We start from the raw sequence: 24,208 nt of genomic DNA on the forward strand, positions 1-24,208 counted from the left end.
CTGTCATGACCGAATTGCTTTCCGGTATCCGCGTCCTCGACCTGACCAACGTCCTGGCCGGCCCCTATTGTGCCTATCAGCTGGCGCTGCTCGGGGCCGACGTGATCAAGGTCGAGGTCCCGCAAGGCGGCGACCTGGCACGCCAGCTCGGCGGATCGCCAACGCTCAACAGCGCCGGCATGGGCGCCTCGTTCCTGGCGCAGAACGCCGGCAAACGATCGGTGGTGCTCGACCTCAAGAAGCCGGCCGATCGCGAACGCTTCCTCGATCTGGTCGCGAGCGCCGATGCGCTGGTGGAGAACTTCCGCCCCGGCGTGATGGATCGGCTCGGCCTTGGCTACGAGGCGCTCAAGGCGGTCCGCCCCGGCCTTGTCTATTGCGCGATATCCGGTTTTGGCCAGACCGGACCGATGCGTGACAATCCCGCCTATGACCAGATCATCCAGGGGCTGTCGGGGATCATGAGCATCACCGGCACACCGGAGACGGCGCCGCTGCGGGTCGGCTATCCTGTCGCCGACACGCTTGGGGGGCTGGTCGGCGCGTTCGCCATCGCCTCGGCGCTGGTCCGACAGAAGACGAACGGCGAGGGCGCCTTTCTCGACGTCTCGATGCTCGAATGCACGCTCTCGGCGCTCGGCTGGCCGGTCTCCAACTACCTGACGGCAGCGGTCGATCCGGAGCCGATGGGCAATGAGAACATGACAGCGGCACCCTCTGGGGCCTTCCGCACCGGCGACGGACTGCTCAACATCGCCGCCAACAAGCAGGAGCAGTTCGTGGCGCTGTGCCGGCTGATCGGGCGGGCCGAGCTGGCAGTGGATCCGCGCTTTGCCGAGCGCGAGACGCGCAAGCGCAACCGTGCGGCGCTCAAGGTCGAGATCGAGGACGCCCTGGCGGGCGCTGCGGCGGCAGTCTGGGAAGAGACGCTCAATCGCGCCGGCGTGCCCGCGGGCAGGGTGCTGACGATCCCGCAAGTGCTGGCCGAGACGCAAGTGCTAGAGCGCCAGGTGACCGCGAATTTTGAGGGCGTGCCGGGCATGGACAGGCCGCTGACGGTTCTGCGCGGCGGCTTCATGGTCGATGGCGCGGCACCCCTGCCGACGAAGCCGCCACCGGCGCTGGGCGAGCATATGGACGAGGTTTTCGCCGATCTGCCGCCGCGCGCAAAGACAAAGGCACGGGCATGAGCACCGAGAAGAAGACCGGCCGTGAGCGTGGCGAGGAATGGTGGCAGACCGATATCATCGAGATGCGGCCCGGTGTCATCCGGCTTCGCGGCTATGAGATCCAGGACCTGATCGGCCGCGTCAGCTTCCCGGCGATGATCTGGCTGATGTTGCGTGGCGAGTTGCCCAGCGAGGACCAGGCGGCGCTGCTCGGCATTGCGCTGGGCGCCGCCGTCGACCATGGGCCGCAAGCGCCGTCGATCGCGATTGCGCGCATGGCTGCAACCTGCGGCGTCGGCATCAACAGCGCCATGGCCTCGGCCATCAACGTGCTCGGCGACGTGCATGGCGGTGCCGGCGAACAGGCGTTGACCTTCTACGGTGAMATCGCTGTCGCGCTCGACGGTGGCATGACGCTGAATGAAGCCGTCTCGACGCGGCTCGACCGGTTCTTCGCCAAGGAGAAGGGTTATGTGCCGGGGCTCGGCCACCGTTTCCATCCGGTCGACCCGCGCGCGCCGCGCCTGCTGGAACTGACCCGCGCGTTTGCCGCGCGTGGTGTCGTCAATGGACGCTTCGCCGACATCGCCGAGGCGATCGAGGCGGACGTCGCCCGGCGCAAAGGGAAAAAGATACCGCTCAACATCGATGGCGCCACCGCCGTCATCTACGGCGAACTTGGCTTTCCGCCGCCGCTGACGCGCGGGCTTTTCGTGCTGTCGCGCTCGGTCGGCATCCTGGCGCATGCCTGGGAACAGTCACAGCAAGTCGAGCGAAACAAAGGGCCGCTGCCGCGCGAATGGTTGTGGGCCTATACCGGCGCGCCGGTGCGCCCCTTTCCCGAAGCGGACGACACGACCGAGTGAAAGTCCCGCCTCAGGCGAGGTCGAGTGGCTCGGGCTTGGCAATCATCAAGTTCGCCACCAGGCTCGAAAGGTCCGGCTCATCGATGAGCGTGGCCGCATCTGCGGCCGGCAGCCAGGCCCGCTGCCGCCGTTTGGCTTCCTGCCAGTCGGCCAGTTCCTCAGTGACCTCCAGCAGATAGACGATAACGTCGACGCGGACGAAGCGGTTGGCCAGCCGTTTCCAATAGGAGTAGCTGCCCGCCGGCTCCTTCAGCGTCTTGCCGAGCACGCCGGCTTCCTCTCGCGCTTCGATGGTGGCCGCCTTGCGTCCGCTCTTGCCCTTCATCGGCCAGCCCTTGGGGACGATGAAGCGTCTTGTGGTTCGCGATGTGACCAGCATCACCTCGACATCGCCACGCGCGTTCAGCCGAAACGGAATCGCCGCCACCTGACGGATGCTCTCGCCCTTCTTTGCCTTGCGTACGGCCTTCTTCTTGGTGGCTATCATTCGTGAATCCAGTCGATGCAATGCCGCATAGCGCGACAAGGCATCGTTGCAAAACCAAAACTTTCGCGTGTGCCGAAAGACACTCCGAATACATAAGTCGGCTAATAAATGAAAAACGCCGGCTTGTCAGCGGCAATTGCTCAAAACGGTGGCGCCGATTATCTGCGTCGTACAGCTTGGCTTGTATTGTGGCACCACCGGCTGCGGCTGCTGGACGATCTGGCGGTCCTGAGCACGATACTGCTGCTGTTGCTGCTGGTAGAGCTGCCGCTGCACCCGGTTCTGAAGGACTTGCAGGTCGTTCTGCCGGATCAGCGCGTTGTTGCCGTTGAGGGAATTGACGGCTTGCGCGGAAGCCGGCAGGCAAGCGCCGGCCAGCACTGCCGTCGCCAGCATTGCCGATGTGAAAACCATCAATGGTCGAAACGCCGACATCCGCTCATTCCCGCGTGAAGAAGTCATGGCCTTAATATAGGGCGTCTGTGCGGCTGTGCCATATCTTGGGGCTGATCGAAACAATATCGGTTTGTCGACCGGCGAAGGCCACCTCACGGCGGCGGAGAATCTGCCTGACAACCCCGCATTGCACTTGACGGAGGTCGTCGATTCGCCGCTCTATCGGTCGGCGCCCGTCGTGAGCTGCGTGGCGTCAATGGCGCCGGCCGTCAGCTATAACGGCGCCTCCGGCGAAACGGTTTGAACAGAACGCGATCGGCGCGTCTCTCAAGGTCAGCATCCAGCTGGCCCCAGGCGGAGCCGGGCGGGAGGAGTCTTGATGAGGAAGTACGCGTATTTCGTGGCAATGCTGGGTGTAGCCTGCGTCGTCGGTGTGCCGGCCGTGGCGGCGCAAACCAAGACCGCGGCGGCGCCGGCCGCCGATGCGCCGCAACTGCCCGGTGGCGCGTCGGCGTTGTCCGAGACCCATGGCGACTGGACGGTCAATTGCCAGATATCAGGCGCGACCAAGACCTGCAGCCTGTCGCATCAGCAATTCAACAAGCAAAACAACCAGCGCCTGCTGGCGATCGAGCTGTCGAGCAAAACCGGCGAGGATGCCGCCGGTACGCTCGCCCTGCCGTTCGGCCTGGCGCTGGCCAAGGGCGTCAGCCTGAGCATCGACGACCAGAAGCTGGATGGCAGCCTGCCATTCAACACCTGCCAGGTCGTCGGCTGCCTGGTGCCGGTGGCGTTCGATGCGACCCTCACGCCGCTGCTGAAGTCGGGTACCACCCTCAAGATCGATGCCTTCGCGGCAGACACCGGACAAGCGGTGACCTTTTCCATTCCGCTCAACGGTTTTGCCGGCGCCCTTGCCCGAACCGCGGAGCTTTTGTCCAATTGATCGCAGGTTATGCAGAGCCGAATGACCTGAAGCGCGCCGTCGTTCCAGCGCCGCTGGTCAAACGACGGTCGTCTTCAGCCGTTCGGCGATCAGGGCGGCGAGCCGCGCCGCCACCTCGTCCTTGCTCATCTCGGGCCATTCCTCGACGCCGGCCCTGGATACGATCCGCACCCGATTGCGATCCCCGCCCATCACGCCTGAAGGACCGATGCCGCTTTCGTGCGACACGTCGTTGGCCACGATGAAATCGGCGCCCTTCTTGCGAAGCTTGGCTTCCGCGTTGCGCAAGAGATCCTGTGTCTCGGCGGCGAAGCCGACCACAAGGCCAGGTCGCTGGCTGTGATGGCCAACCCCGGCGAGAATGTCGGGATTCTCGACCATGCGCAAAACCGGCGGTCCTTCGCCGGGGACCTTCTTGATCTTCTCACCGGCCGAGTTCTCGCTGCGCCAGTCGGCAACGGCGGCGACGAACACCGCGGCGTCCGCAGGCAGAAGCTGCTCCACCGCATCGCGCATCTCTTGCGCCCGTTCGACATGGATGGTCTTCACCCCGGCGGGATCGGCGATGGTGACCGGACCGGAGACGAGGCGGACATCGGCGCCGAGCCTGGCCAGTGCCGCCGCAATGGCGTGGCCCTGCTTGCCGGACGAACGGTTGGCGATATAGCGCACCGGGTCGATCGGCTCATGCGTCGGGCCAGAGGTGACGATGATCCTGCGTCCCAACAGCGGCTTGGGGCTGACATCGAGCAGTGCCTCGATGGCGGCGACGATCTCCAGCGGTTCGGCCATGCGGCCTTCGCCCGCCTCATTGCTTTCGGCCATCTCGCCCCTGGCCGGACCGACAAAAGCGACGCCATCCTTCTGTAACGTCGCGCGGTTGCGGCGTGTCGCCGGATGCGCCCACATTCTTGGGTTCATGGCTGGCGCCATCAACACCGGCTTGTCGGTGGCGATCAGCACTGTCGAGGCAAGATCGTTGGCATGGCCGTTGGCAAGCTTGGCCATCAGGTCGGCGGTGGCGGGCGCCACTACGAGAAGGTCAGCCTCGCGTGACAGCCTGATATGGCCGACATCGTGCTCGTCATTGCGGTCGAACAGTTCGGTGAAGACATGGTCGGCGGAGAGCGCGCCCACCGACAGCGTGGTGACGAATTCCTGCGCGGCTGATGTCATGACCACCCGCACCGCGGCACCTCGCTCGCGCAGGCGACGGATGAGATCCAACGCCTTGTAGGCGGCGATGCCGCCGCCGATGATGAGCAGAATGCGTTTGCCGGAGAGGCCGCGCGGCAAGGCTTTGCCTGCCGGTGCGGCAGCGGGAGTCGCTACACCGTGCGAACTGGTCAGCTGGCGGAGGGTTTTCTCGATCTGGTCGATACGGCCCACAGGACCGATCTGCCCGTCAACGGCAGCCCGGATCATGACCCGCGCCTGCTCCTCCATGGAGCGGTCGTTCTCCGCCGCCAATCGGCGCAGCAGTTCCTTGACCTCGTCGTCCAGATTGCGGATCGTAATGCTAGCCATATGATTGCACTCTGCCGCAGTTTCTGAATGCAATGATAGCAATGCAATCAGATCGCCGCAAGTTGCGGCGCTAAACCCTGCTGTGACTGGGTGCTATATGATCTTCCAGGCGATATAGACCAGCGTCAGCGCGATCACCCATAGCGCCAGGCGGCCGGAGCGGCTGTAGCGCGCCTCGGCCTTGCCGATGGCGCGGGCGGTGGTCTCGTCGAAGCGCAGGCCGTGCTCGGCCATCAGGTCGATCTCGCGCGACAGCCGATCGGTGCGAGCCGCAAGCTCGGGCGCCTGGCTGGCCAGCGTCAGCAGCGCCTTGGCGCCATCGCGCGCATCGACCATCATGCCACGCGGGCCGAGATTGCCGGCGATCCAGCCGCTAACCACCGGCTCGGCCGTCTTCCACATGTTGAAGGCCGGGTCGAGCGTGCGCGCCACGCCCTCGACCACCACCATGGTCTTCTGCAGCAGGATCAGTTCCGGCCGCGTCGCCATGTCGAAGAGTTCGGTCACTTCGAACAGCAGCGTCAAAAGCTTGGCCATCGAAATGGTCTCTGCCGGCTGGCCGTGGATCGGCTCGCCGATCGCCCGGATTGCTTGCGCAAAGGCCGCGACATTGTGCTGGCGCGGCACGTAGCCGGCCTCGAAATGCACTTCGGCGACACGCAGGTAGTCGCGGGTGATGAAGCCGTAGAGGATTTCGGCGAGGAAGCGGCGCTCCTTCTTGCCGAGCCTGCCGGCAATGCCGAGGTCGACGGCGACGATGGTGCCGTTTGCTTCGACAAACAGATTGCCCGGATGCATGTCGGCGTGGAAGAAGCCATCGCGCAGCGTGTGGCGCAGGAACGACTGGATGAGGTTGGCGGCGATTGTCTTCAGGTCGTGACCGGCAGCGGCAAGGCCGGCAATGTCGTTCATCTTGACGCCGTCGACCCACTCCATGGTCAGCACGTCGCGGCCGGTGCGCTCCCAGTCGACGGATGGCACGCGAAAGCCGGGATCGTCCTTGGTGTTTTCGCCGAGTTCCGAAAGGGCTGCCGCCTCGAGGCGGAGGTCCATCTCGATCCTGGTGGTCTGCGCCAGCGTCTCGGTGACCTCGACCGGCCGCAGCCGGCGCGACGACGGAATGTATTTCTCCTGCAGGTGGGCGGCGAGGAAATAGCTTTCGAGATCCTGGAAGAAGTGGCGGCGCACGCCCGGCCGGATGACCTTTACAGCGACCTTGGTTGCAGAGCCGTCATGGATGGTTTCGGCAGCATGGACCTGGGCGATGGAAGCGGCTGCGACCGGGTCGCCGAATTGCGCGTAGAGATCGCCGACCTTGCGCCCGAGCGAAGCCTCGATAGCCGCGATCGCCTCGGCTCTCGGGAAGGTGTGCATCTTGTCCTGCAACATGGCGAGATCGAGCGCCATGTCGTTGCCGACGACGTCGGGGCGTGTCGCCAGGAACTGGCCGAGCTTGACATAGGACGGCCCGAGCCGGACGACCGCCTTGGCCAGCCGGTCGCTGCGCTCATAGGCCAGCGCGCGGCGGCGGGTGAACAGCCGCGCAAGCCGCCAGCCGAATTTCGGCAGGCCGGACAGTTCCTCTCCCGGCAAGGCGGCGACGACGCCCTCGCGCACCAGCACCCAGCCGGCCCGTACGAGCCGAAATCCTGCGCTGACGGTGCTCATGGCCGTGCCCGTCCTACCGGTTCTTCGAACCGGCATGGCGCACGTCGACTGGGAGAAATGCGGTCCAGCCTCAAAGCTTCCAGCCCGAATGAAGTGCCGCGATGCCACCGGAATAGTTGCGGAAGGAGACGCGATCGAAGCCGGCGCGCGAAATCATCGACGCGAAATTCTGCTGGTTGGGAAACCTGGCGATCGATTCGACCAGATAGGAATAGGGCTCGCCGTCGCCGGTGACCATCTTGCCGATCTTCGGAATGGCGTTGAACGACCAGGCTTCATAGGCCTTGTCGAGCAACGGCATCTCGACTTCGGAAAATTCGAGGCAGAGGAACCGACCGCCCGGCTTCAGCACGCGGAACGCTTCACTGAGCGCGACATCGATGCGCGGCACGTTGCGAATGCCGAAAGCGATGGTGTAGGCATCGAATGTGGCGTCGGGGAAGGGCAGTTCCTCGGCATTGGCCTCGACGAAGTCGGTGTTGCCGGACAGGCCTTTCTTCTCGGCTCGATCGCGGCCGACGGCGAGCATCGAGCCATTGATGTCGAGCACGGTGGCATGGGCATTGCCGTGGCTCGCATCGACGATCCGGAAGGCGATGTCACCGGTGCCACCGGCAACGTCGAGCACGCGCCAGCCCATTCTTTTGGGAGGATGGAGCCAGGTGACCATGGCATCCTTCCACAGCCGGTGCAGGCCGGCCGACATCAGATCGTTCATCAGGTCGTAGCGGTTGGCAACCTTGTGGAAAACATCGTTGACCAGGGACTGCTTGTCGCCAGCCCCTACACGCTTGAAACCATAGGAGGTTTCCATGCCGCCCGCGGCCGTGGTTCTCTCAACTGACATTTTTTTGATCCGTCATAAAACCGGCGGGACCATAGCCGATCGATGGTGCGGGCGCTATTGTTTAAGGCGCGGTGTTCAGCCGCGCTTCCAGGTGTTGGATTTTCAAGACTTGGACTGACCGACGGGATGATTGAATGCCTTTGAAAGCGGAATTGCACTGCCACATTGAAGGGGCAGCGGCGCCTGAACTCGTCATCCGCCAGGCGCAGAAATACGGCAAGGATACCTCGCCCTATATCCAGAACGGTTCATTCGTCTGGCATGATTTCACATCCTTCCTCGCGGCCTATGATTTTTCCGCCGATCTGTTCCGGACGGAGGAGGATTATGCGCGGCTGGCCGACCATTATCTGACCAGCCTCGCTCGCGACGGTGCTATCTATTCCGAGGTGTTCACTTCGCCCGACCACGCCACGAAAGCCGGCCTGTCGCCCAAGGCCTATACCGACGCGCTTGGCGAAGGCATGGCCCGGGCCAAGGCCAAGACCGGCATCGAGGGCCGCATGATCGTCACCGGCGTGCGCCATGTCGGTGTCGAGTCCATCGAGCAGGCGGCGCGCTTCGCGGCGCGCTGCGGGCACCCGCTGGTCACCGGCTTCGGCGTCGCCGGCGACGAGCGCATCGGCGACATGGAGGACTATGTCAGGGCCTTCGAGATCGCCCGCGAGGCCGGGCTCGGCATCACCATCCATGCCGGCGAACTGACAGGCTGGGAGACCGTCAAGGCGGCGCTCGATCACATCCGTCCCTCCCGCATCGGCCATGGCGTGCGCGCCATCGAAAACCCGGACCTTGTCCGGCGCATTGCCGATGAGGGCATCGTGCTGGAGTGCTGCCCCGGCTCCAACATCGCGCTCAAGGTGTTCGAGAGTTTTGCCGACCATCCCTTTCCAGCCCTGCAGGCGGCCGGCTGCAAGGTGACGCTCAATTCCGACGATCCACCCTATTTCTGGACCTCGCTGAAGCGCGAATACGAAATCGCCGCCGAGCATTTCTCTATGACCGAAAAGGCGCTGACTGCCGTCACCAGAACGGCCATCGAGGCTGCTTTCGTCGACCGAAAGACCAAGACCGCGCTTCTTGCCCGCCTCAACGGCGCCTCACGCTGATTTCTACCGACAAAGCTGTGGTCGGTGCTGGCCAAACGGTTCCTTGGCCGGCGTATTGCCGCTAGGGTTCACTCAAGCAGCTTGAAGCGCGGCGCGTCCGAAAGGGACCATGCGCGCACATTCGGGCGCAGGCATCAGGAGAACACCATGCAGGGCGTCACCGTCGTCGACCATCCGCTTGTCCAGCACAAGCTGACCATCATGCGCAAGAAGGAGACCTCGACGGCCGGCTTCCGGCGGCTGCTGCGCGAGATCTCGCTGCTGCTCGGCTATGAGGTCACCCGCAACCTCGAACTGACGACGACGACGATCGAAACGCCGATCGAGACGATGGAGGCGCCGACGCTGGAGGGCAAGAAGCTGGTTTTTGCCTCGGTGCTGCGCGCCGGCAACGGCTTGCTCGAAGGCCTGCTCGACCTGGTGCCGGCGGCCCGCGTCGCCCATATCGGCCTTTACCGCGACCATGAGACGCTGGAGGCGGTGGAATATTTCTTCAAGGCGCCGAGCGACCTCGCCGACCGGCTGGTGATCGTCGTCGATCCGATGCTGGCCACCGCCAATTCGGCGATCGCGGCGATCGACAAGCTGAAAGGGCGCGGCGCCACCAACATCCGCTTCCTTTGCCTGTTGGCGGCGCCCGAGGGCATCGAGCGCTTCACCAAGGCGCATCCGGATGTTCCCGTCTTCACCGCTTCGATCGACCGCCAGCTGAACGAGAAGGGCTACATCATGCCTGGGCTCGGTGATGCCGGCGACCGCATGTACGGGACCAAGTAGTACCAGGCAAAGTTGCCTGGTACGATTTACCAAATGTTTACGCAAAGGCGTGGTTTTGGCGTGCGTTAAAGCGGCAATCACCATCCGGGCTTATGGATCGGCCGTCACGAAGGCCGATCCATGCTGCGCAAGCTTCTCATCCTTGGCGTTTTCGCCGGCACATCGGCATCGATACCGATCGTGTATCAGTCGAATCCGCAAATCATCGAAAACCTGCTGAGACCGCCGTTGACGGGCAAGGCCGCGGTCGAAGCCCAACCGAACGTCAATCTGGCAGCGGTGCCCAGCAAGCCGGCCACGCCGCTGCTGCTTGGCCGCAAGGTCATCGTTACGGCTGACGAGCGCGGACATTTCTCGTCGGCCTTCAAGCTCAACGGACGCCAGGTCGACGGCATGATAGACACCGGCGCCACGCTGGTCGCCATCAACACCTCGACGGCTCGCAGGATCGGCCTGTCGCTGAACCCTTCCGACTTCAGCCACGAGGTCAGCACCGCCAACGGCTCGATCAAGGCTGCGGTGGCAATGATCGACCGGCTACAGATCGGCAGCATCACGGTCAATGACGTCCAGACCATCGTGCTCGACGACAAGGCACTGCAGACCAATCTGATCGGCATGAGCTTCCTCAATCGGCTTGGCAAATTCCAGGCCGAGAATGGGACGCTGCTGCTCGTTCAATAATCTGCCGCGCGGAAGAATTCGCAATTAGCCGCGTGGAAGGATCCGCCGGATGACCGACTTGTCGGCAGCCGGCTTTGAGGCGCCAATCGCATAGGCCGAAATCACAGCGGCGGCGGCCGCCTCGGCATCGGCCAATGAGCGGGCATGGACCAGCGCCAGCGGCTCGCCAGCCCGAACCTCCGCGCCGACCGGCAGCAGCCTGGTGATGCCGACCGCGTGATCGACCTTGTCGTCCGGCCGCGTGCGTCCGCCTCCCAGGCCAACCACGGCGAGCCCGATGTCGCGGGTCGTTATGCCGGTGACGAAGCCGTCTTCGGTCGCCTTGACAGCAAACTCGGTCACCGCCGCGGCCAAGTATTTTTCCGGTTTCTCGATGAAATCGGCGGGACCGCCGAGCGCGGCGACCATGCGTGCGAAAGTGGCGGCGGCGCGGCCGCTGGCAAGCGTCTCGGTAGCGCGCCGCATGCCATCCTGGTTCGACGACACCAGTCCCGCCGATTGCAGCATCTCGGCGGCGAGCGCCAGCGTCACGTCCTCAAGCCGACGATCACGAAGGCGGCCGGTCAGGAAGTCGACGGCGTTGCGCACCTCGACCGCGTTGCCGGCGGCCGAGGCCAGCGGCTCGTTCATGCCGGTGATCAACGCCGAGGCCTTCAGGCCCGCGCCATTGGCGATCTCGACAAGACTGTTGGCAAGTGCTGTCGCGTCCCGCGATTTTTCCATGAAGGCACCGTTTCCGACCTTGACGTCGAGCACCAGCGACTGCAGCCCGGCCGCCAGCTTCTTCGACAGGATCGAAGCGGTGATCAGCGGCACCGATTCGACCGTGCCGGTGACATCCCGGATCGCGTAGAGCCGTCGATCTGCCGGCGCGAGGTCCGCGGTCTGGCCGATTATGGCGCAGCCGGTTTCAAGCACCGCCTTGCGAAACAGCGCGATATCGGGCTCGCTGGTATAGCCAGGGATCGCATCCATCTTGTCCAGCGTGCCGCCGGTATGGCCAAGGCCACGGCCGGAGATCATCGGCACATAAGCGCCGCAGGCGGCGACGATCGGCGCCAGCATCAGCGAAACATTGTCGCCGACGCCGCCTGTCGAATGTTTGTCGGTCACCGGGCCGGGCAGGTCCGACCAGTCGAGCACGTCACCGGAATCGCGCATCGCCAACGTCAGTGCCACCGCCTCGTCGCGGCTCATGCCGTTGAAGAACACCGCCATGGCGAAGGCGCCGACCTGGCCGTCCGAAACGGCCCCTTCGGTGATGCCCTCGACGAAGCCGGCGATCTCCTGCGCCGACAGCTTCAGGCCATCGCGCTTGCGTCGGATGATTTCCTGGGGAAGCATCAGCTCTCCAGCAGTCCGTCGCGGAACACGCGCTGCAGGATCGTTGCCAGCCGCGCGCCGCCGATCGGCGCCATGTCCTTGGTCTCCTGGTGCGAAAGCTCGGCCCCGGTCATACCGGCCGCCAAATTGGTGATGACCGAGCAGGCGGCGACCCGAAGTCCGAGGAAGCGGGCAAGAATGACCTCCGGCACGGTCGACATGCCGACCGCATTGGCGCCCATGATGCGCGCCATGCGGATTTCGGCGGGCGTTTCGAAGCATGGGCCCGAGAACCACATGTAGACGCCCTTGTGAAGTGCTGTGCCGGTCGCCTTCGCCGCCCGTTCGATCGCTTTGCGGATGCCGGCGTCATAGGCCTCGGTCAGGCCGACGAAGCGGCTGTCGCTGGGCTCGCCGATCAGCGGATTGGTGCCCGAGAAATTGATGTGGTCCGATATGAGCATGACCGAGCCCGGCGGCATGTCGGGATCGACCGAACCGGCGGCATTGGTGAGGATCAGCTTGGTGATGCCGATACCGGCAAGTACTTCCAGCGCCGGCCGCATCGCGGCCGCGTTGCCGTGCTCGTAGTAATGGGCGCGGCCGGACAGCATCAGCACCGGCACGCCAGCGAACAGCCCCGCCACCACTTGGCCAGCATGGCCGGTGACGCCACTTCTGGGAAAGCCCGGCAGGTCGGCGTAGGAAATGCGGATCGGATCCTCGATCTGGTCGACCAGCCCGCCCAGGCCTGAACCCAGCACCAGTGCGGTCGACGGCGCCAGGCCGTCGAGCCTTTCGACGAGATGGTCGAGCGCCTTTTCCTTCATCGCAGCCAACTCTTCATTGCAGCCAGTTCTTCGTTCAACCAAGTCTTCATTTCAAAATGTCGCCGCGGAAACCGTAGGGCAGCATGTCGCCCATGGTCACGGTCTCGGCCACGCCGGCATTGTCGCAGAGATAGAGTTTTGTTTCCGGCCGGCAAAATTCGGCCAGCCGCTGCCGGCAGCCGCCACAGGGCGAGCATTTCGCCATGCGTTCGGCAAGGACGGCGATTTCGACGATCTTGCCGCCTCCACCCATGATGTAGTGTCCAAGCGCTGTGGTCTCGGCGCACCAGCCTTCCGGATAGGAGGCAATTTCGATGTTGGCGCCGGCAAAGACGCGCCCGTCCTCGGTGCGCAAGGCGGCGCCGACCGGAAACTTCGAATAGGGCGCATAGGCCTTGGCCATGGCAGCTTTGGCCGCTTCGAACAGATCATGCGACATTGGTTCGTTCTCTCCGACGATCGTGTCCAAAACCCGGCGCCTACGCCGGGCAGCGCTTCGACCTCAGCGTTCCTTGACGTAAGGCACGCCGCCGGCGCGCGGCGGGATCGCCTTACCGATGAACCCAGCGAGCAGGATGACAGTGAGGATATAGGGCAGCGCCTGCATGAACTGCACCGGCACCTTGCCGATGATGGGCAGCGGCGAGCCTTGCAGGCGGATCGCCGCTGCATCGAGGAAGCCGAACAGGAGGCAGGCGAACATGGCGTTGACCGGCTTCCACTTGGCGAAGATGAGCGCGGCCAGCGCGATGTAGCCCTTGCCGGCGGTCATGTCCTTCACGAAGCCGCCATTCTGCACCATCGACAGATAGGCACCGGCGATGCCGGTCAGCACGCCGGTGCAGATCAGCGCCCGGTAGCGTAGCCAGGCGACCGAGATGCCGGCGGTGTCGACCGCGGCCGGGTTCTCTCCAACGGCGCGCAGCCTGAGGCCGAAGCGGGTGCGAAACAGCACCCACCAGGTGAACGGCACCATCAGGAAAGCGAGATAGACCAGGATCGAGTGGCCCGACAGAAGCTCGGCATAGATCGGTCCGATGATCGGCACGTCGTGGATGGCGTCGGCACCCGGCCAGGTGATGGCCTCGAAGCGCTCGCCCGGTTGCAACGCCGGCGTGCGCCCGCCTTGCTGGAACCACGCCTGGCCGAGGATGATGGTCGATCCGGCGGCGATGAAATTGATCGCCACGCCAGAGACGATCTGGTTGCCGCGGTGGGTGATCGAGGCAAAGCCGTGGACCATGGCAAAGGCGACGGAGATCAGGATGGCCATGCCGAGGCCGAGAAAGGCCGAATGGAACACGGAAGCGGCCGCGGCACCGGCGAAGGCGCCGACCAGCATCTTGCCTTCGAGGCCGATGTCGAAGATGCCGGCGCGTTCCGAATAGAGGCCGGCAAGGCAAGCGAGCAGCAGCGGCACTGAGAGGCGGATGGTGGAGTCCAATGTCTGGACGATTGCGTTGAACACATCCATCTCAGGCACCCTTCCCCTTGACCGCTTCCATGCCGACCGATCGCGGACTGAACGAGGCGAACAGCGCCTGGATGTAAGGCCTGAACATGTGCTCGAGCGCACCGGCGAACAGGATGACCAGACCCTGGATGATGACGATCATGTCGCGGCTGATCGCCGGCATTTCGAAGGCAAGCTCGGCGCCGCCCTGGTAGAGCATGCCGAACAGGATAGCCGCCAGCACGATGCCGACCGGGTGCAGGCGGCCCATCAGCGCCACGGCGATGCCGACGAAACCGGCACCACTGACAAAGTCGATCGCGACATTGTGCTGGTCGCCCATCACGGGGTTAAGAGCCATCATGCCGGCCAGCGCGCCGGAGATCATCATGGCGGTGATGATGATGCGGGTTTCCGAAATTCCGGCATAGCGTGCCGCCTTCGGGCTGTGGCCGTAGGTGCGCATCTCGTAGCCAAGCTTGGTGCGCCAGATCAGCAGCCAGACCAGGAAGGCCATGACCAGCGCCAGCAGGAAGCAAACATTGAGCGGCGCCGAGCGGATCTTGGCGCCGAACAGTTCGATGATCCAGTTGAGCTTCGGCAGTTCCGCGCCGGCGAGGAAGTTGCGCGTCTGCGGCGCTTGCGACCCTGCCGGCTTCAAGGGGCCGACCAGCAGGTAAACCATGATCGAAGCGGCGATGAAGTTGAACATGATGGTGGTGATGACGATGTGCGAGCCACGCTTGGCCTGCAGGTAGGCGGGGATAAGCGCCCACAACGCGCCCACGACCGACGAAGCGACGATGGCCAGCGGAAATGTCAGCCACCATGGCAGCACGCTGTCGAAGGAAAGACAGACGACGGCGATACCAAGGCCGGCGATGTAGGCCTGTCCCTCGGTGCCGATGTTGAACAGGCCGCAATGCGCTGCCACCGCCACCGAAAGCCCGGTAAATATGAAGGTGGTGGCATAGAAGAGGGTGAAGGCAATGCCAGTGCCCTTGCCGAAGGCGCCCTCGACCAGGATGACGGCGGCACGGAACGGGTTCTCGCCGACCAGAAGCACGACGAAACCGGCGACGACGAAGGCAACGAACAGGTTGATCAGCGGGATCAGGCCGTAGTCGGCCCAGGCCGGCAGTTTGGCGTAAGGCGTGCTCATTGGGCGGCCTCCTGATGCTCGACACCAGCCATCAGCAGGCCGAGTTCGCCTTCGGTCGCTTCCGGGCCGCGCTCGCCGACGATGCGGCCGGCAAACATCACCAGGATGCGGTCGGAGAGCGAACGGATCTCGTCCAGCTCGACCGAGACCACCAGCACCGCCTTGCCCTGGTCGCGCATGGCGATCAGGCGCTTGTGGATGAATTCGATGGCGCCGACATCGACGCCGCGTGTCGGCTGGCCGACGATGAGAACACCCGGGTCCTGTTCCATTTYCCGCGCCAGCACGATCTTCTGCTGGTTGCCGCCGGAGAAGTTGGCGGTCTTCAGCCGGCAGTCGGCCGGACGGATGTCGTATTTGGCGATCTTGTCCTTGGCATCGTTGCGGATGGCATCGATGTTGAGGAATGGCCATTTCAAATAGCGGGGGTCGTCGTGATAGCCGAGGATGGAATTCTCGTTCTCCTCGAATGCCAGCACCAGCCCGACGTGATGGCGGTCCTCCGGCACGTGGGCGAGGCCGCGGTCGCGCAATTCGCCCGGATCGGCGGCACCCGTCAGGTCGATCGGCTTGCCGTCGAGCATGACCGAGCCGGAAACGGCGTGCCGGATGCCGGAAATCGCCTCGAGCAGCTCGGATTGCCCGTTGCCGGCGACGCCGGCGATGCCGACGATCTCGCCGGCGCGAATGTCGAAGGAGATGTCGTCGACCATGGTGACGCCGCGCGTATCCTTTACCGTCAGGTTCTTGACCGCGAGCTTGACGGCGCCGGCATCCGCCTCGCCCTTCTCGACCCTGAGCAGCACGCGCCGCCCGACCATCAGCTCGGCCAGTTCCTCGACGGTGGTCTTCTTGGTCTCGCGCGTCGCCACCATCGTGCCCTGGCGCATCACCGACACGGTGTCGGTGATGGCCATGATCTCGCGCAATTTGTGGGTGATCAGCACCACCGTCTTGCCCTGTTCCTTCAGCTGCCCGAGGATACGGAACAGATGGTCTGCCTCGGCCGGGGTCAGCACGCCCGTCGGCTCGTCGAGGATCAGGATCTCGGCACCGCGATAGAGCGCTTTCAGGATCTCCACACGCTGCTGCAGGCCGACCGGCAGTTCCTCGATGATCGCATCGGGATCGACCTCCAGCCCGTATTCGCGTTCGAGACGCTCGAGTTCGGAGCGCGCCTTGGCGATGCTCCGCTTCAGCAGCGCGTCGCTCTCGGCGCCCAGAATGATGTTTTCCAGCACGGAGAAATTGTCGACCAGCATGAAATGCTGATGCACCATGCCGATGCCGAGCGCGATGGCGTCATTGGGTGTCTTGATCGAGGCCGGCTGGCCGCCGACGTGGATCTCGCCGCTGTCGGCCTGGTAGAACCCATACAGGATCGACATCAGCGTCGACTTGCCGGCGCCGTTCTCGCCGACAATGCCATGGATGGTACCGCGTGCGATCTCCAGATTGATATCGCGGTTGGCGCGCACGGCGCCAAAACTCTTGTTGATACCAATCAACTCGATTGCGGCTTGCGCCATGCAGCCTGTCCCACTCTTATTTTTTATCGCTTGGTCAAAACGCCTAGCATGACACTCCGCCCGTGCCAATTGGCGGAGCATTGGTCACTCTCGACAAATCCCGGTGTGCTTGTCAATTTCCAACGTGGCCGGGGCCTTCACATTCGCTACTATGGCAAAGGTGAAATTGACATCGCGGCGCAAGGCGTCGCCATGCACTGCGCTGCGAGGCACTATGCTGCCAGACTGGGGACTTTGAATGATCATGCCCGCCGACCGGCTGACGACGCTGGAGATCCGCGCCGCCGAACAGGAGAAGACCATCGAGGAACTGTCAGGCCAGATCGCCGAGCAGTGGAAGGTGATCGAGCGCATGCAGCGCAAGCTCGATGCGCTGACGGACCGCTTCCTGGCGCTGGAGGAGCAGGCGGCGCCGGACGTGCCCATAACCAAGCCGCCGCACTGGTGAGGAAGAAGGGGAGGGGGAAGTCATGGCCAGTGAAAGCGATCGCGTCGCGCGGGCCGGCGACTATGTGCTCGGCCTGATGAACGATGCGGAACGCGAACGGGCCGAGCGCGACCTCGARATCGACGCTGCCTTCCGGGACGCGGTCGTGCAACTTGCCGAACGCATGCACCTCTTCGACCGCGCCAAACCGGCTGATGGCGAAGAGCGTTGGACGGAGATCACGCAGCGCATTGCCGACCTGCCGCAGATGCGCACCTTCGGTCTGGGCGGCAGCGATGCCAAATCACCGACGGTGATCCGAAGCCTGTCGCAGGCGCCGCACGGCTTCGGCCTGCACGCGCTTGGCGGCCGTCGCGGATTTGCCGTTGCCGTCGGGCTGATCGTGGCCTTCGCGCTGGGTTATCTGGCGGGCAAGCTATAGCCAACGCAAAACCGCCGGGCTTGCGCCCGGCGGTTTGCAGATAATGGCTGTACGTCCGTGCCGATCAATACGGGCAGGCGTTGTCGGCGGTGTAGTCGTGCACTTCGAGCTTGCCGGCGATGATGTCGGCCTTGGCCTTTTCGACCGCCGCCTTCATCTCGTCGGTTACCAGCGCCTTGTTGTTGTCGTCCATGGCGTAGTCGACGCCGCCTTCCTTGAGGCCGAGATTCTCGACGCCACCCTTGAAGGTGCCGTTCTTGCCGTCCAGGAAGGCGGTGTAGACGGCAACGTCGACGCGCTTCAGCATCGAGGTCAGCACCTTGCCGGGCTGCAGGCCGTTCTGGTTGGAATCGACGCCGATGCCGAGCTTGCCGGCATCCGCCGCCGCCTGCAGCACGCCGACGCCGGTGCCGCCGGCCGCGGCATAGACCACGTCGGAGCCCTGGTCGATCTGCGTCTTGGCGATCTCACCGCCCTTGGCCGGGTCGTTCCAGGCAGCCGGCGTGTCGCCGGTCATGTTTTGGATGACGTCCGTCGCGCCTGCCGACTTGGCGCCGCCGACATAGCCGCATTCGAACTTGCGGATCAGCGGAATGTCCATGCCGCCGATGAAGGAGACCTTCTTAGACTTCGAAGCCATCGCCGCCATGATGCCGACGAGGTAAGAGCCCTCATTCTCCTTGAATACCAGCGAGCGGACATTGGGCAGATCGACGGCATCGTCGATGATGGCGAAGTTGAGGTCAGGATATTCGGCCGCGACCTTCTTCAGCGCATCCTCCCAGGCAAAGCCGGCCATGACGATGGGGTTGCGGCCGTCCTCGGCGAAGCGGCGCAGCGCCTGCTCGCGCTGCGAGGCGTTGGACACTTCGAACTCGACATAGGCGACGCCGGTCTCGGTCTTGAATTTCTCGGCGCCATGAAAGGCAGCCTCGTTGAAGGATTTGTCGAACTTGCCGCCGAGATCATAGAGGATGGCCGGCTGGACATCCGCGGCGAAAGCCGGAAGAACCATTGCGGTTGCGGCCAGGAGGCCGAGAACGATACGTTTCATGTGATCCACACCCTGTCGGTTATTTTTTCCGTTACGCGCCGCATGCCGGCCCGGTTCTTCGGCAGGCATACGACATCAGCCAGGAGTGTATTCCCCTCCCGCTCGGCGGCAATCTGGCACGGCCCGAAACAAAATTCACGCGGAATTTTGACCTTTTGGAAAAGCATGGCGCGGGCAAGCAGCACTGCGGCTCGATCCTTGCGCCAAGGGCGTCAGGCGGAGATGGCAGCCGGGATCCAAGAGATGCCGGTGCCCTTGAGGTTGCAAGTGCCGTAGGGGTTCTTCGCGAGATATTGCTGGTGGTCGCCTTCGGCGAAGTAGAATTCAGGCGCCGGCGCGATCTCTGTGGTGATTCTGCCATGGCCGGCCACGCGCAAAGCGGTTTCATAGGCATCGTGCGAGGCGCTCGCGGCCCGCAATTGCGCATCCCCGAATGTGTAGATCGCGGAGCGGTAGGTGGTGCCGACATCATTGCCCTGGCGCATGCCTTGCGTCGGGTCGTGGCTTTCCCAGAACAGCTTCAGAAGCGCGGCATAGGAGACGATTTTGGGGTCGTAGACGACCAGTACCACTTCGGCATGGCCGGTAAGGCCGGTGCAGGTTTCCTGATGGGTCGGATTGGGCGTGATGCCGCCGGCATAGCCGACCGCAGTGACCCAGACGCCTTCGAGCTGCCAGAACAGCCGCTCCGCGCCCCAGAAACAGCCGAGCCCGAACAGCGCCCTCTCAAAGCCCTCGGGATAGGGACCCTTGAGAGGCTTTTTCAGGACGTGATGCCTGGAAGTCGTCGGGATCGCCCGGGCGCGGCCCGGCAACGCCTCGGACGGCTTCGGCAGATTGAGCTCTTGTTCAGCATGTCGCTGAGAAAGAACATGCGCGGTCTCCGATGGTGGGACACAAGAAGTGGTCTATCGTTCGAGCATCGGGTTTTCCCAAAAACCGGTGCCCGCTTTTGGGTCCGCCCCTCTATCTCTTTGTTTTGACGCAATTCCGGACGGAAAACCGTTTCACACTTTTCCTGGAATTGCTCTAGGTGGCGGCGAACTGTCCAGGGCGTCGTTGCCGCCTGTAGCCGATCGCATAGAGCAGGAGGGCCAGCACCGCGAACACGGCGAAGCCGGGCTGGTTGAGCACCCAGGCGATGGCAACGTCCCACAGCAGCGGACCGGCCTTGGTTCGCACCAAGGTTTCGAAGGCTGCCCGCGTGTCAGGCGAGACCGCCAGCCAACTGGCGTTGAGCGGGGTCAGCACCAGCGCCGAAGCCGCCACGGTCCGCGTCGCGTCGAGCACCGCCATGATGACGGAAATCGACAGCGCGACCATCGCGGCAAGACGAAAGAGCAAGCGAAACATGCAGGAACCTTTTTCTCCCGGCCGGTCCTCAGGCTCCTCCCAAGGGTCGTCCGGTTTCAAATGAGAGATAGAATGCGCGTGCCGGGTTCGCAATCGCCTTACGCGAATTTGAAGTCCGGCCTATGCCGCCGGCTTGCGTTTGCGCCGATGGACGCGCCAGACGGCGAAAAGGCCACCAGCGATGGCGCCGACGACCAGCCCGGCCAGGCCGATGAACACGGCAAAATAGCCGCAGGCGCCCTCGAAGCAGCTCATGTCGGTGGCATCGGCAATCACCGAGCCGGCGAAGAATCCACCGACGGCGCCGATGACCGCGCCGAGGATGATGCCGAGCAGGGCGGCGACGACCGAGACGAAGACCGGCGGGCTTTCGATTTCAGGATTGACGTAGACGGTCCCGGCTTCGGAGCCGCGGCGCAGCAGATAGATGCAGAGAACCCCGATGGCGATCTCGGCAGCGGTGACGACAAGCGCCTGGCCCGAGAAGACGAAATCGGAAATCGTCAGCACATAGGCCTGCCTCGCCAGCAACCAGATGATGGTGGCGATCTGCCAGATGGTGAAATGGCGCGGGAAGCGGGCCGAGCGGCCGAAGGCGAGGCCGAGCAGATAAAGGCCCCACAGGATGGTGATGATGTCGACGGCAAGGCCGCTATAGACGAGATAGAAGACCCTGTCCGGCAGGCCGTAGTCGCCGACCAGTCGCCAGCTGGAGATCAGGCCGTAGACCGACCATGCCATGACGAAGACGAGCCATCCCGGCGGCACGAAGGACAGGCCGCTGTCCGGTCGCCTCGCTGGCGTCTGTCCATTGCTCGATGTCATGTCCGGACGATGCCCCCGCAAAGTCTTTCCACCACGAGACAGGCGACCCCGGGCGAAGTCAAGCGCCGCCAGCCTTGCGGCCCTGCCTGTGCACATCATTCGGGTGGCGGCGCCTCAAAACGGGGGCGCCGGCAGGCTCGCGAAACGCTGTGTGGCCGGCAAAGCGAATAGACTGCCGTTATGGCTTGGCATTCGGCGCCGGATCGACTAGATGAGCCCCGCGCCTGTTGCTTCGACGGCTCAGGTGCAGGGGAAGGCGTTCGCTGGTTGGCGGCGCCGGCGCGGAGGTTCCGCACCGCAGCCCCAAGGGAGGTGCATCTCCCCAACCCGCGCGGCGAAACCGGCCGGCGCGACATGCACGGACGGAGAGGTGGCCGAGTGGTTGAAGGCGCACGCCTGGAAAGTGTGTTTACGGGAGACCGTAACGCGGGTTCGAATCCCGCTCTCTCCGCCAGCACCTTCGGAACCCTATAAACCATTGAAATTTAACGGTTATTATCCACACCACCAGATCGCGGTGCCCCACGGCGGTGCCCCAAAAATCGCTCAGTTCGAAATTCCGCGTCGATTGACGTCTGAAAGCCATTCCCTCAATAGGCCGATAAAATCCCATACATCCGCTGGGGCTGGCGTAACGTAGCCCGCATCGGTCGGATCACTGCCCATCGCAGAAAAAATCCTCCGGAGCCATGTTGTCTTCGCACGCGGGACGTTGAGGCTGGGCAACCACGCTTCAACCTCTCCGTAAGGCACGACGAACATGCCGTATCGGGCTAAATCACTCAAAAGGTTGTCTGCGGTTTCTCGCTCGGCACCTGCCAGTACTTTAACGCCACCATCCGTCTTAAAGTTATGTGGCGCTCCCGATTTGAGGCTAGCGAGGACCGTTGCCCGCCTTTGACCGTAGGGGCCGAATTCACCATTTGGAACACCTGCGCCTGAGAGATGGCGGGTCCAAGAAGTTCCGCCCTCTTTTAGAACATCCAAGTCAACAATGCTTGCGGTCGGAATTCCTAGAGAGCGTAGCGGCGCTACGATCTGCGCTACCGTGTCTTTGCCATTCGCATTGAGAAACAAAGCAGCCCTAATCCCTCGACTGTCTCCCACACTCAAGAGCCTATGATTAATCTCGCTGTAGAACGCTCGGTCTGAGTCAGCCTCCGTAACGACCACAAAGTTGTAAAAGAGAGCCTCCAAAACCCCGGTAGACCTAAGCATTGGATCATTCATCAACGTCCGCAGGCTTTCATTCTGGAGATGACGAGCTGTCCCGACCCCTTGCGAATAGGTCAATCGCACAATGTTCACTCTTGCACCCGATTCGATGGCACCCATGACAAATTGCGGACTATGGGTGGATGCGAAAACTACTTTGCGCTCTTTGACCGCCGCATTAGAACTCTCAGTTCCAAGCGACCTCGCCAAAGCAGGATGCAGAAAGGCCTCGGGCTCGTCGATGAAAACCACTCCTGGATTTCCGGCGAGCATTTGCAGTAGGATGCCAGAGTATGCTTTTACCCCGTCACTGACGCTCGCAAGTGGCCGCGCACGGCGCATAAAATCCAAATTTGCATCACTGAGTGACCTCTCATCCTCCGGCGCATGGTCGGAGAAACGAACCTGCAGGGTCTTCCCTTCTGTGATATCGAGCACGAGGTATTGTCCAGTAGCCTCGTGCACCAGATTTCGTAGACGCAGCCGGCGAGCATCGTTAGTGAATAACTTCTCAAAAGAGCTCATGGGCTGCTTAAGATCATTAATTTCTTGCGGGTTGCATAGATTGACCCTTGTCTGTCCGTCCAAATTCAACATTTGCGGATTTGCGTACATCTGACCAAAATATTGCCTGTCCATTTCGGGGTTTTTTAGAACCCTCAATAACGTTGGGATATGGACATGGAACCTTCCCCCATTGAATGCTACAGCTATGTGGTCAGGCGGCAACGTTTCATTTGGACCTAACGGTGCAACTGCAGACCTTACGTAATCTTTTGCTGCCTTGGGGTTCAATGGCGTGATATTAACTTGTGATATGATCGAGCTACGTTGCAGGTCCGATCCATATAAACCTTGTTGCACCTCTGCTAGAGCCAGGCTTTTTCCAGAATTATTTGGGCCAACGAAGATTGTAATAGATGGCTCTGTCTTGAGATTCAGGGGTTCCGCGTCGGGGCCTGCTCCAATCCGAAACTTTAGGCCGCCAATCATTTCTCCCCCTCATCTCGGACTTTAGCTTGTGCCAGCCGACCCCTTCGTTGAACCTTTAATCACAACTTCTAACTCTGTTTCAACGTAACTGTGCGATACCTGCTGCATTATCCCCTTAGCCGCGTCGCGGAGCCCTGCCGCTACCATGATCCCGTCATGCATAGGCAGCGCCGCTATTCCCATCCTCGCCAGCCGGAGCAAGACGGCAACCAAGATGCTGCTTTCGGTGAACATCAAGTCCATGGCGATGTCCTTGCCGAAGAGCGGCACGAGAGCGGGGTGCTTAGCCCCAATCGCCTTCGCTAGTCGCCTTCCTGTCCAGCCCATCGGCAAGGCAACCTTCACGTCACTCGGCAAGCGGGTCATTTCGTTCGAAGACGACAGCATGGCCGCGAAGCCAGCCTTCACTCCGGCACGATGCTCCTCCAGGCCGGGGATAGCGTAGAGGTCACCCTCGGGCGGCTTAGCCCCTACTCGCGCATAGGCAAGCCTTGGGAACATGCTGGCGAAGTCGAGGTCGGCTATGGGCTCCCCATTGATGCGCAGGCCTGCCCTCAGTCTCTTCGGTAAGGACTCCCAGAAGCCCCCATAGAGCCGACCATGAAGGTGGAAGGTGTGCGGGTCTCCCATGTCGCGCAGCAGGAAGCGGCGAGTTAGCTTGAAACCGGCTTGGGGCTGGCCTTGAAGCTCTATGCGCTGGGTGGCGAGGAAGGTGTTGATCTCCTCCATCTCCCCCCGCAGTGAGCATGTGTCAGGGGTGTCCACATAGTCCACCAGTTGATAGGGGAGCTTCTTGCCTACCGCATCACGGCCCATCCTTGCGGTTAGCCATATGGTCTCCTCCCTCTCTGCTCTACCTACCTCCGCCATCGTCCCTGAGAGCAGGGTGTTGATTTCCACCGAGAACTGACCCGGCATTTCCACCGAGAAGTGACCCGCCTCTCATGTATGTTTCGGTTCGGTGTTGACGGTCAAGGTTCTGGCTTTCTCCTTCGCTTTTTTAGGCTCGTGTGCGGAGCTGTTTTTGAACCGGAAGCTGTCGTTCCCGGTTTCCAGGATGTGGCAATGGTGGGTCAGTCGGTCGAGAAGCGCGGTCGTCATCTTGGCATCGCCGAAGACACTGGCC

The 24,208-nt window shown here is 62.8% G+C and carries 27 protein-coding genes and 1 tRNA gene; 9 read left to right on the top strand and 19 right to left on the bottom strand.

Features of this window, described 5'->3' with window-relative positions:
- The first annotated feature begins 5 nt into the window (after positions 1–5).
- On the top strand, positions 6–1,190 hold the full coding sequence (locus AC1DZP_RS28145) for a CaiB/BaiF CoA transferase family protein (RefSeq protein WP_477306919.1): 1,185 nt from the start codon (positions 6–8) through the stop codon (positions 1,188–1,190).
- Entirely contained in the window at positions 1,187–2,035 is an 849-nt protein-coding gene (locus AC1DZP_RS28150; protein ID WP_477306921.1) for a citryl-CoA lyase, read from the top strand. Before AC1DZP_RS28145 ends, AC1DZP_RS28150 begins: the two co-directional genes overlap by 4 nt.
- Positions 2,036–2,045: 10 nt before the next feature.
- On the opposite strand, the gene AC1DZP_RS28155 is transcribed toward AC1DZP_RS28150, so the two are convergent.
- On the bottom strand, positions 2,046–2,522 hold the full coding sequence (locus AC1DZP_RS28155) for an NUDIX hydrolase (RefSeq protein ID WP_477227926.1): 477 nt from the start codon (positions 2,520–2,522) through the stop codon (positions 2,046–2,048).
- Between the two features lie 126 nt (positions 2,523–2,648).
- Positions 2,649–2,957 (bottom strand): hypothetical protein, encoded by a 309-nt coding sequence (locus tag AC1DZP_RS28160; protein ID WP_477306923.1) that lies wholly within the window; start codon positions 2,955–2,957, stop codon positions 2,649–2,651.
- Positions 2,958–3,297: 340 nt separating this feature from the next.
- On the opposite strand from AC1DZP_RS28160, the gene AC1DZP_RS28165 reads away from it, so the two are divergent.
- Positions 3,298–3,864, top strand: coding sequence for an invasion associated locus B family protein (locus tag AC1DZP_RS28165; RefSeq protein WP_457150935.1), 567 nt, complete (start codon positions 3,298–3,300; stop codon positions 3,862–3,864).
- A gap of 57 nt (positions 3,865–3,921) precedes the next feature.
- On the opposite strand, the gene coaBC is transcribed toward AC1DZP_RS28165, so the two are convergent.
- The 3 genes from coaBC to ubiE all read right to left on the bottom strand — a co-directional run bounded on the left by coaBC (position 3,922) and on the right by ubiE (position 7,906).
- Positions 3,922–5,391, bottom strand: a complete 1,470-nt coding sequence (gene coaBC, locus AC1DZP_RS28170) for a bifunctional phosphopantothenoylcysteine decarboxylase/phosphopantothenate--cysteine ligase CoaBC (protein ID WP_477306925.1) — start codon at positions 5,389–5,391, stop codon at positions 3,922–3,924.
- A 93-nt stretch (positions 5,392–5,484) separates the two neighbouring features.
- Positions 5,485–7,059 carry a 2-polyprenylphenol 6-hydroxylase gene (gene ubiB, locus AC1DZP_RS28175; protein WP_477306927.1) on the bottom strand — a complete coding sequence of 525 codons (1,575 nt, stop codon included), beginning with the start codon at positions 7,057–7,059 and terminating at the stop codon, positions 5,485–5,487.
- 70 nt (positions 7,060–7,129) lie between these two features.
- On the bottom strand, positions 7,130–7,906 hold the full coding sequence (gene ubiE, locus AC1DZP_RS28180; protein WP_477306929.1) for a bifunctional demethylmenaquinone methyltransferase/2-methoxy-6-polyprenyl-1,4-benzoquinol methylase UbiE: 777 nt from the start codon (positions 7,904–7,906) through the stop codon (positions 7,130–7,132).
- A 134-nt stretch (positions 7,907–8,040) separates the two neighbouring features.
- Here ubiE and AC1DZP_RS28185 point away from each other — a divergent pair, with 134 nt between their 5' ends.
- The 3 genes from AC1DZP_RS28185 (at position 8,041) to AC1DZP_RS28195 (ending at position 10,476) form a co-directional block, all read left to right on the top strand.
- Positions 8,041–9,015, top strand: a complete 975-nt coding sequence (locus AC1DZP_RS28185; protein ID WP_477306931.1) for an adenosine deaminase — start codon at positions 8,041–8,043, stop codon at positions 9,013–9,015.
- Between the two features lie 147 nt (positions 9,016–9,162).
- Complete coding sequence (gene upp, locus AC1DZP_RS28190; RefSeq protein WP_095084682.1) at positions 9,163–9,792, top strand: uracil phosphoribosyltransferase; 630 nt, start codon at positions 9,163–9,165, stop codon at positions 9,790–9,792.
- 120 nt (positions 9,793–9,912) lie between these two features.
- On the top strand, positions 9,913–10,476 hold the full coding sequence (locus AC1DZP_RS28195; RefSeq protein WP_477306933.1) for a TIGR02281 family clan AA aspartic protease: 564 nt from the start codon (positions 9,913–9,915) through the stop codon (positions 10,474–10,476).
- Positions 10,477–10,500: 24 nt separating this feature from the next.
- Here the strand turns inward: AC1DZP_RS28195 and deoA are convergent, their stop codons facing one another.
- From deoA to AC1DZP_RS28225, 6 genes are all read right to left on the bottom strand, one after another.
- Positions 10,501–11,820, bottom strand: coding sequence for a thymidine phosphorylase (deoA, locus tag AC1DZP_RS28200; RefSeq protein ID WP_477306935.1), 1,320 nt, complete (start codon positions 11,818–11,820; stop codon positions 10,501–10,503).
- Positions 11,820–12,629: a purine-nucleoside phosphorylase gene (locus tag AC1DZP_RS28205; protein ID WP_477306937.1), complete on the bottom strand. Its 810-nt coding sequence runs from the start codon at positions 12,627–12,629 to the stop codon at positions 11,820–11,822. The genes deoA and AC1DZP_RS28205 overlap by 1 nt, the downstream gene beginning before the upstream one ends.
- Positions 12,630–12,675: 46 nt before the next feature.
- Entirely contained in the window at positions 12,676–13,068 is a 393-nt protein-coding gene (gene cdd / locus AC1DZP_RS28210; RefSeq protein ID WP_184876837.1) for a cytidine deaminase, read from the bottom strand.
- A gap of 63 nt (positions 13,069–13,131) precedes the next feature.
- Entirely contained in the window at positions 13,132–14,103 is a 972-nt protein-coding gene (locus tag AC1DZP_RS28215) for an ABC transporter permease (protein ID WP_095084677.1), read from the bottom strand.
- Between the two features lies 1 nt (position 14,104).
- Complete coding sequence (locus AC1DZP_RS28220; RefSeq protein ID WP_477306939.1) at positions 14,105–15,244, bottom strand: ABC transporter permease; 1,140 nt, start codon at positions 15,242–15,244, stop codon at positions 14,105–14,107.
- On the bottom strand, positions 15,241–16,773 hold the full coding sequence (locus tag AC1DZP_RS28225) for an ABC transporter ATP-binding protein (protein ID WP_477306941.1): 1,533 nt from the start codon (positions 16,771–16,773) through the stop codon (positions 15,241–15,243). The genes AC1DZP_RS28220 and AC1DZP_RS28225 overlap by 4 nt, the downstream gene beginning before the upstream one ends.
- Positions 16,774–17,014: 241 nt before the next feature.
- Between AC1DZP_RS28225 and AC1DZP_RS28230 the strand changes: the two genes are divergently transcribed.
- Positions 17,015–17,221 carry a SlyX family protein gene (locus tag AC1DZP_RS28230; RefSeq protein ID WP_184877134.1) on the top strand — a complete coding sequence of 69 codons (207 nt, stop codon included), beginning with the start codon at positions 17,015–17,017 and terminating at the stop codon, positions 17,219–17,221.
- 22 nt (positions 17,222–17,243) lie between these two features.
- Entirely contained in the window at positions 17,244–17,642 is a 399-nt protein-coding gene (locus tag AC1DZP_RS28235; RefSeq protein ID WP_477306943.1) for a hypothetical protein, read from the top strand.
- 64 nt (positions 17,643–17,706) lie between these two features.
- Here AC1DZP_RS28235 and AC1DZP_RS28240 read toward each other — a convergent pair whose 3' ends face one another.
- From AC1DZP_RS28240 to AC1DZP_RS28260, 5 genes are all read right to left on the bottom strand, one after another.
- Positions 17,707–18,696 (bottom strand): BMP family lipoprotein, encoded by a 990-nt coding sequence (locus AC1DZP_RS28240; RefSeq protein ID WP_095084992.1) that lies wholly within the window; start codon positions 18,694–18,696, stop codon positions 17,707–17,709.
- On the bottom strand, positions 18,693–18,881 hold the full coding sequence (locus AC1DZP_RS28245; RefSeq protein WP_477306945.1) for a hypothetical protein: 189 nt from the start codon (positions 18,879–18,881) through the stop codon (positions 18,693–18,695). Before AC1DZP_RS28245 ends, AC1DZP_RS28240 begins: the two co-directional genes overlap by 4 nt.
- A 27-nt stretch (positions 18,882–18,908) precedes the next feature.
- Complete coding sequence (msrA, locus tag AC1DZP_RS28250) at positions 18,909–19,511, bottom strand: peptide-methionine (S)-S-oxide reductase MsrA (protein WP_477306947.1); 603 nt, start codon at positions 19,509–19,511, stop codon at positions 18,909–18,911.
- Between the two features lie 214 nt (positions 19,512–19,725).
- Positions 19,726–20,049, bottom strand: coding sequence for a hypothetical protein (locus AC1DZP_RS28255; RefSeq protein ID WP_184876821.1), 324 nt, complete (start codon positions 20,047–20,049; stop codon positions 19,726–19,728).
- A 120-nt stretch (positions 20,050–20,169) separates the two neighbouring features.
- Entirely contained in the window at positions 20,170–20,874 is a 705-nt protein-coding gene (locus AC1DZP_RS28260) for a hypothetical protein (protein WP_477306949.1), read from the bottom strand.
- A 364-nt stretch (positions 20,875–21,238) separates the two neighbouring features.
- On the opposite strand from AC1DZP_RS28260, the gene AC1DZP_RS28265 reads away from it, so the two are divergent.
- A tRNA-Ser gene (locus AC1DZP_RS28265) sits at positions 21,239–21,328 on the top strand.
- Positions 21,329–21,420: 92 nt separating this feature from the next.
- Here AC1DZP_RS28265 and AC1DZP_RS28270 read toward each other — a convergent pair.
- The 3 genes from AC1DZP_RS28270 to AC1DZP_RS28280 form a co-directional block, all read right to left on the bottom strand.
- A complete protein-coding gene (locus tag AC1DZP_RS28270; protein ID WP_477306951.1) occupies positions 21,421–23,082 on the bottom strand; it encodes an ATP-dependent nuclease in 1,662 nt (553 codons plus the stop codon).
- 21 nt (positions 23,083–23,103) lie between these two features.
- Complete coding sequence (locus AC1DZP_RS28275) at positions 23,104–23,982, bottom strand: hypothetical protein (protein ID WP_477306953.1); 879 nt, start codon at positions 23,980–23,982, stop codon at positions 23,104–23,106.
- 42 nt (positions 23,983–24,024) lie between these two features.
- On the bottom strand, positions 24,025–24,208 hold a 184-nt coding region (locus tag AC1DZP_RS28280), incomplete at its 5' end, for an ATP-binding protein (protein WP_477306955.1).

This window comes from Mesorhizobium sp. P2_F8 (assembly GCF_056403655.1).

What these genes read in the sequence shown, in the direction of transcription:
- AC1DZP_RS28145 (WP_477306919.1), top strand. Translation starts at nt 6, where the DNA reads ATGACCGAATTGCTTTCCGGTATCCGCGTCCTCGACCTGACCAACGTC.
- AC1DZP_RS28155 (WP_477227926.1), bottom strand. Translation starts at nt 2,522, where the DNA reads ATGATAGCCACCAAGAAGAAGGCCGTACGCAAGGCAAAGAAGGGCGAG.
- AC1DZP_RS28160 (WP_477306923.1), bottom strand. Translation starts at nt 2,957, where the DNA reads ATGTCGGCGTTTCGACCATTGATGGTTTTCACATCGGCAATGCTGGCG.
- AC1DZP_RS28165 (WP_457150935.1), top strand. Translation starts at nt 3,298, where the DNA reads ATGAGGAAGTACGCGTATTTCGTGGCAATGCTGGGTGTAGCCTGCGTC.
- coaBC (WP_477306925.1), bottom strand. Translation starts at nt 5,391, where the DNA reads ATGGCTAGCATTACGATCCGCAATCTGGACGACGAGGTCAAGGAACTG.
- ubiB (WP_477306927.1), bottom strand. Translation starts at nt 7,059, where the DNA reads ATGAGCACCGTCAGCGCAGGATTTCGGCTCGTACGGGCCGGCTGGGTG.
- ubiE (WP_477306929.1), bottom strand. Translation starts at nt 7,906, where the DNA reads ATGTCAGTTGAGAGAACCACGGCCGCGGGCGGCATGGAAACCTCCTAT.
- AC1DZP_RS28185 (WP_477306931.1), top strand. Translation starts at nt 8,041, where the DNA reads ATGCCTTTGAAAGCGGAATTGCACTGCCACATTGAAGGGGCAGCGGCG.
- upp (WP_095084682.1), top strand. Translation starts at nt 9,163, where the DNA reads ATGCAGGGCGTCACCGTCGTCGACCATCCGCTTGTCCAGCACAAGCTG.
- AC1DZP_RS28195 (WP_477306933.1), top strand. Translation starts at nt 9,913, where the DNA reads ATGCTGCGCAAGCTTCTCATCCTTGGCGTTTTCGCCGGCACATCGGCA.
- deoA (WP_477306935.1), bottom strand. Translation starts at nt 11,820, where the DNA reads ATGCTTCCCCAGGAAATCATCCGACGCAAGCGCGATGGCCTGAAGCTG.
- AC1DZP_RS28205 (WP_477306937.1), bottom strand. Translation starts at nt 12,629, where the DNA reads ATGAAGGAAAAGGCGCTCGACCATCTCGTCGAAAGGCTCGACGGCCTG.
- cdd (WP_184876837.1), bottom strand. Translation starts at nt 13,068, where the DNA reads ATGTCGCATGATCTGTTCGAAGCGGCCAAAGCTGCCATGGCCAAGGCC.
- AC1DZP_RS28215 (WP_095084677.1), bottom strand. Translation starts at nt 14,103, where the DNA reads ATGGATGTGTTCAACGCAATCGTCCAGACATTGGACTCCACCATCCGC.
- AC1DZP_RS28220 (WP_477306939.1), bottom strand. Translation starts at nt 15,244, where the DNA reads ATGAGCACGCCTTACGCCAAACTGCCGGCCTGGGCCGACTACGGCCTG.
- AC1DZP_RS28240 (WP_095084992.1), bottom strand. Translation starts at nt 18,696, where the DNA reads ATGAAACGTATCGTTCTCGGCCTCCTGGCCGCAACCGCAATGGTTCTT.
- AC1DZP_RS28255 (WP_184876821.1), bottom strand. Translation starts at nt 20,049, where the DNA reads ATGTTTCGCTTGCTCTTTCGTCTTGCCGCGATGGTCGCGCTGTCGATT.
- AC1DZP_RS28260 (WP_477306949.1), bottom strand. Translation starts at nt 20,874, where the DNA reads ATGACATCGAGCAATGGACAGACGCCAGCGAGGCGACCGGACAGCGGC.
- AC1DZP_RS28270 (WP_477306951.1), bottom strand. Translation starts at nt 23,082, where the DNA reads ATGATTGGCGGCCTAAAGTTTCGGATTGGAGCAGGCCCCGACGCGGAA.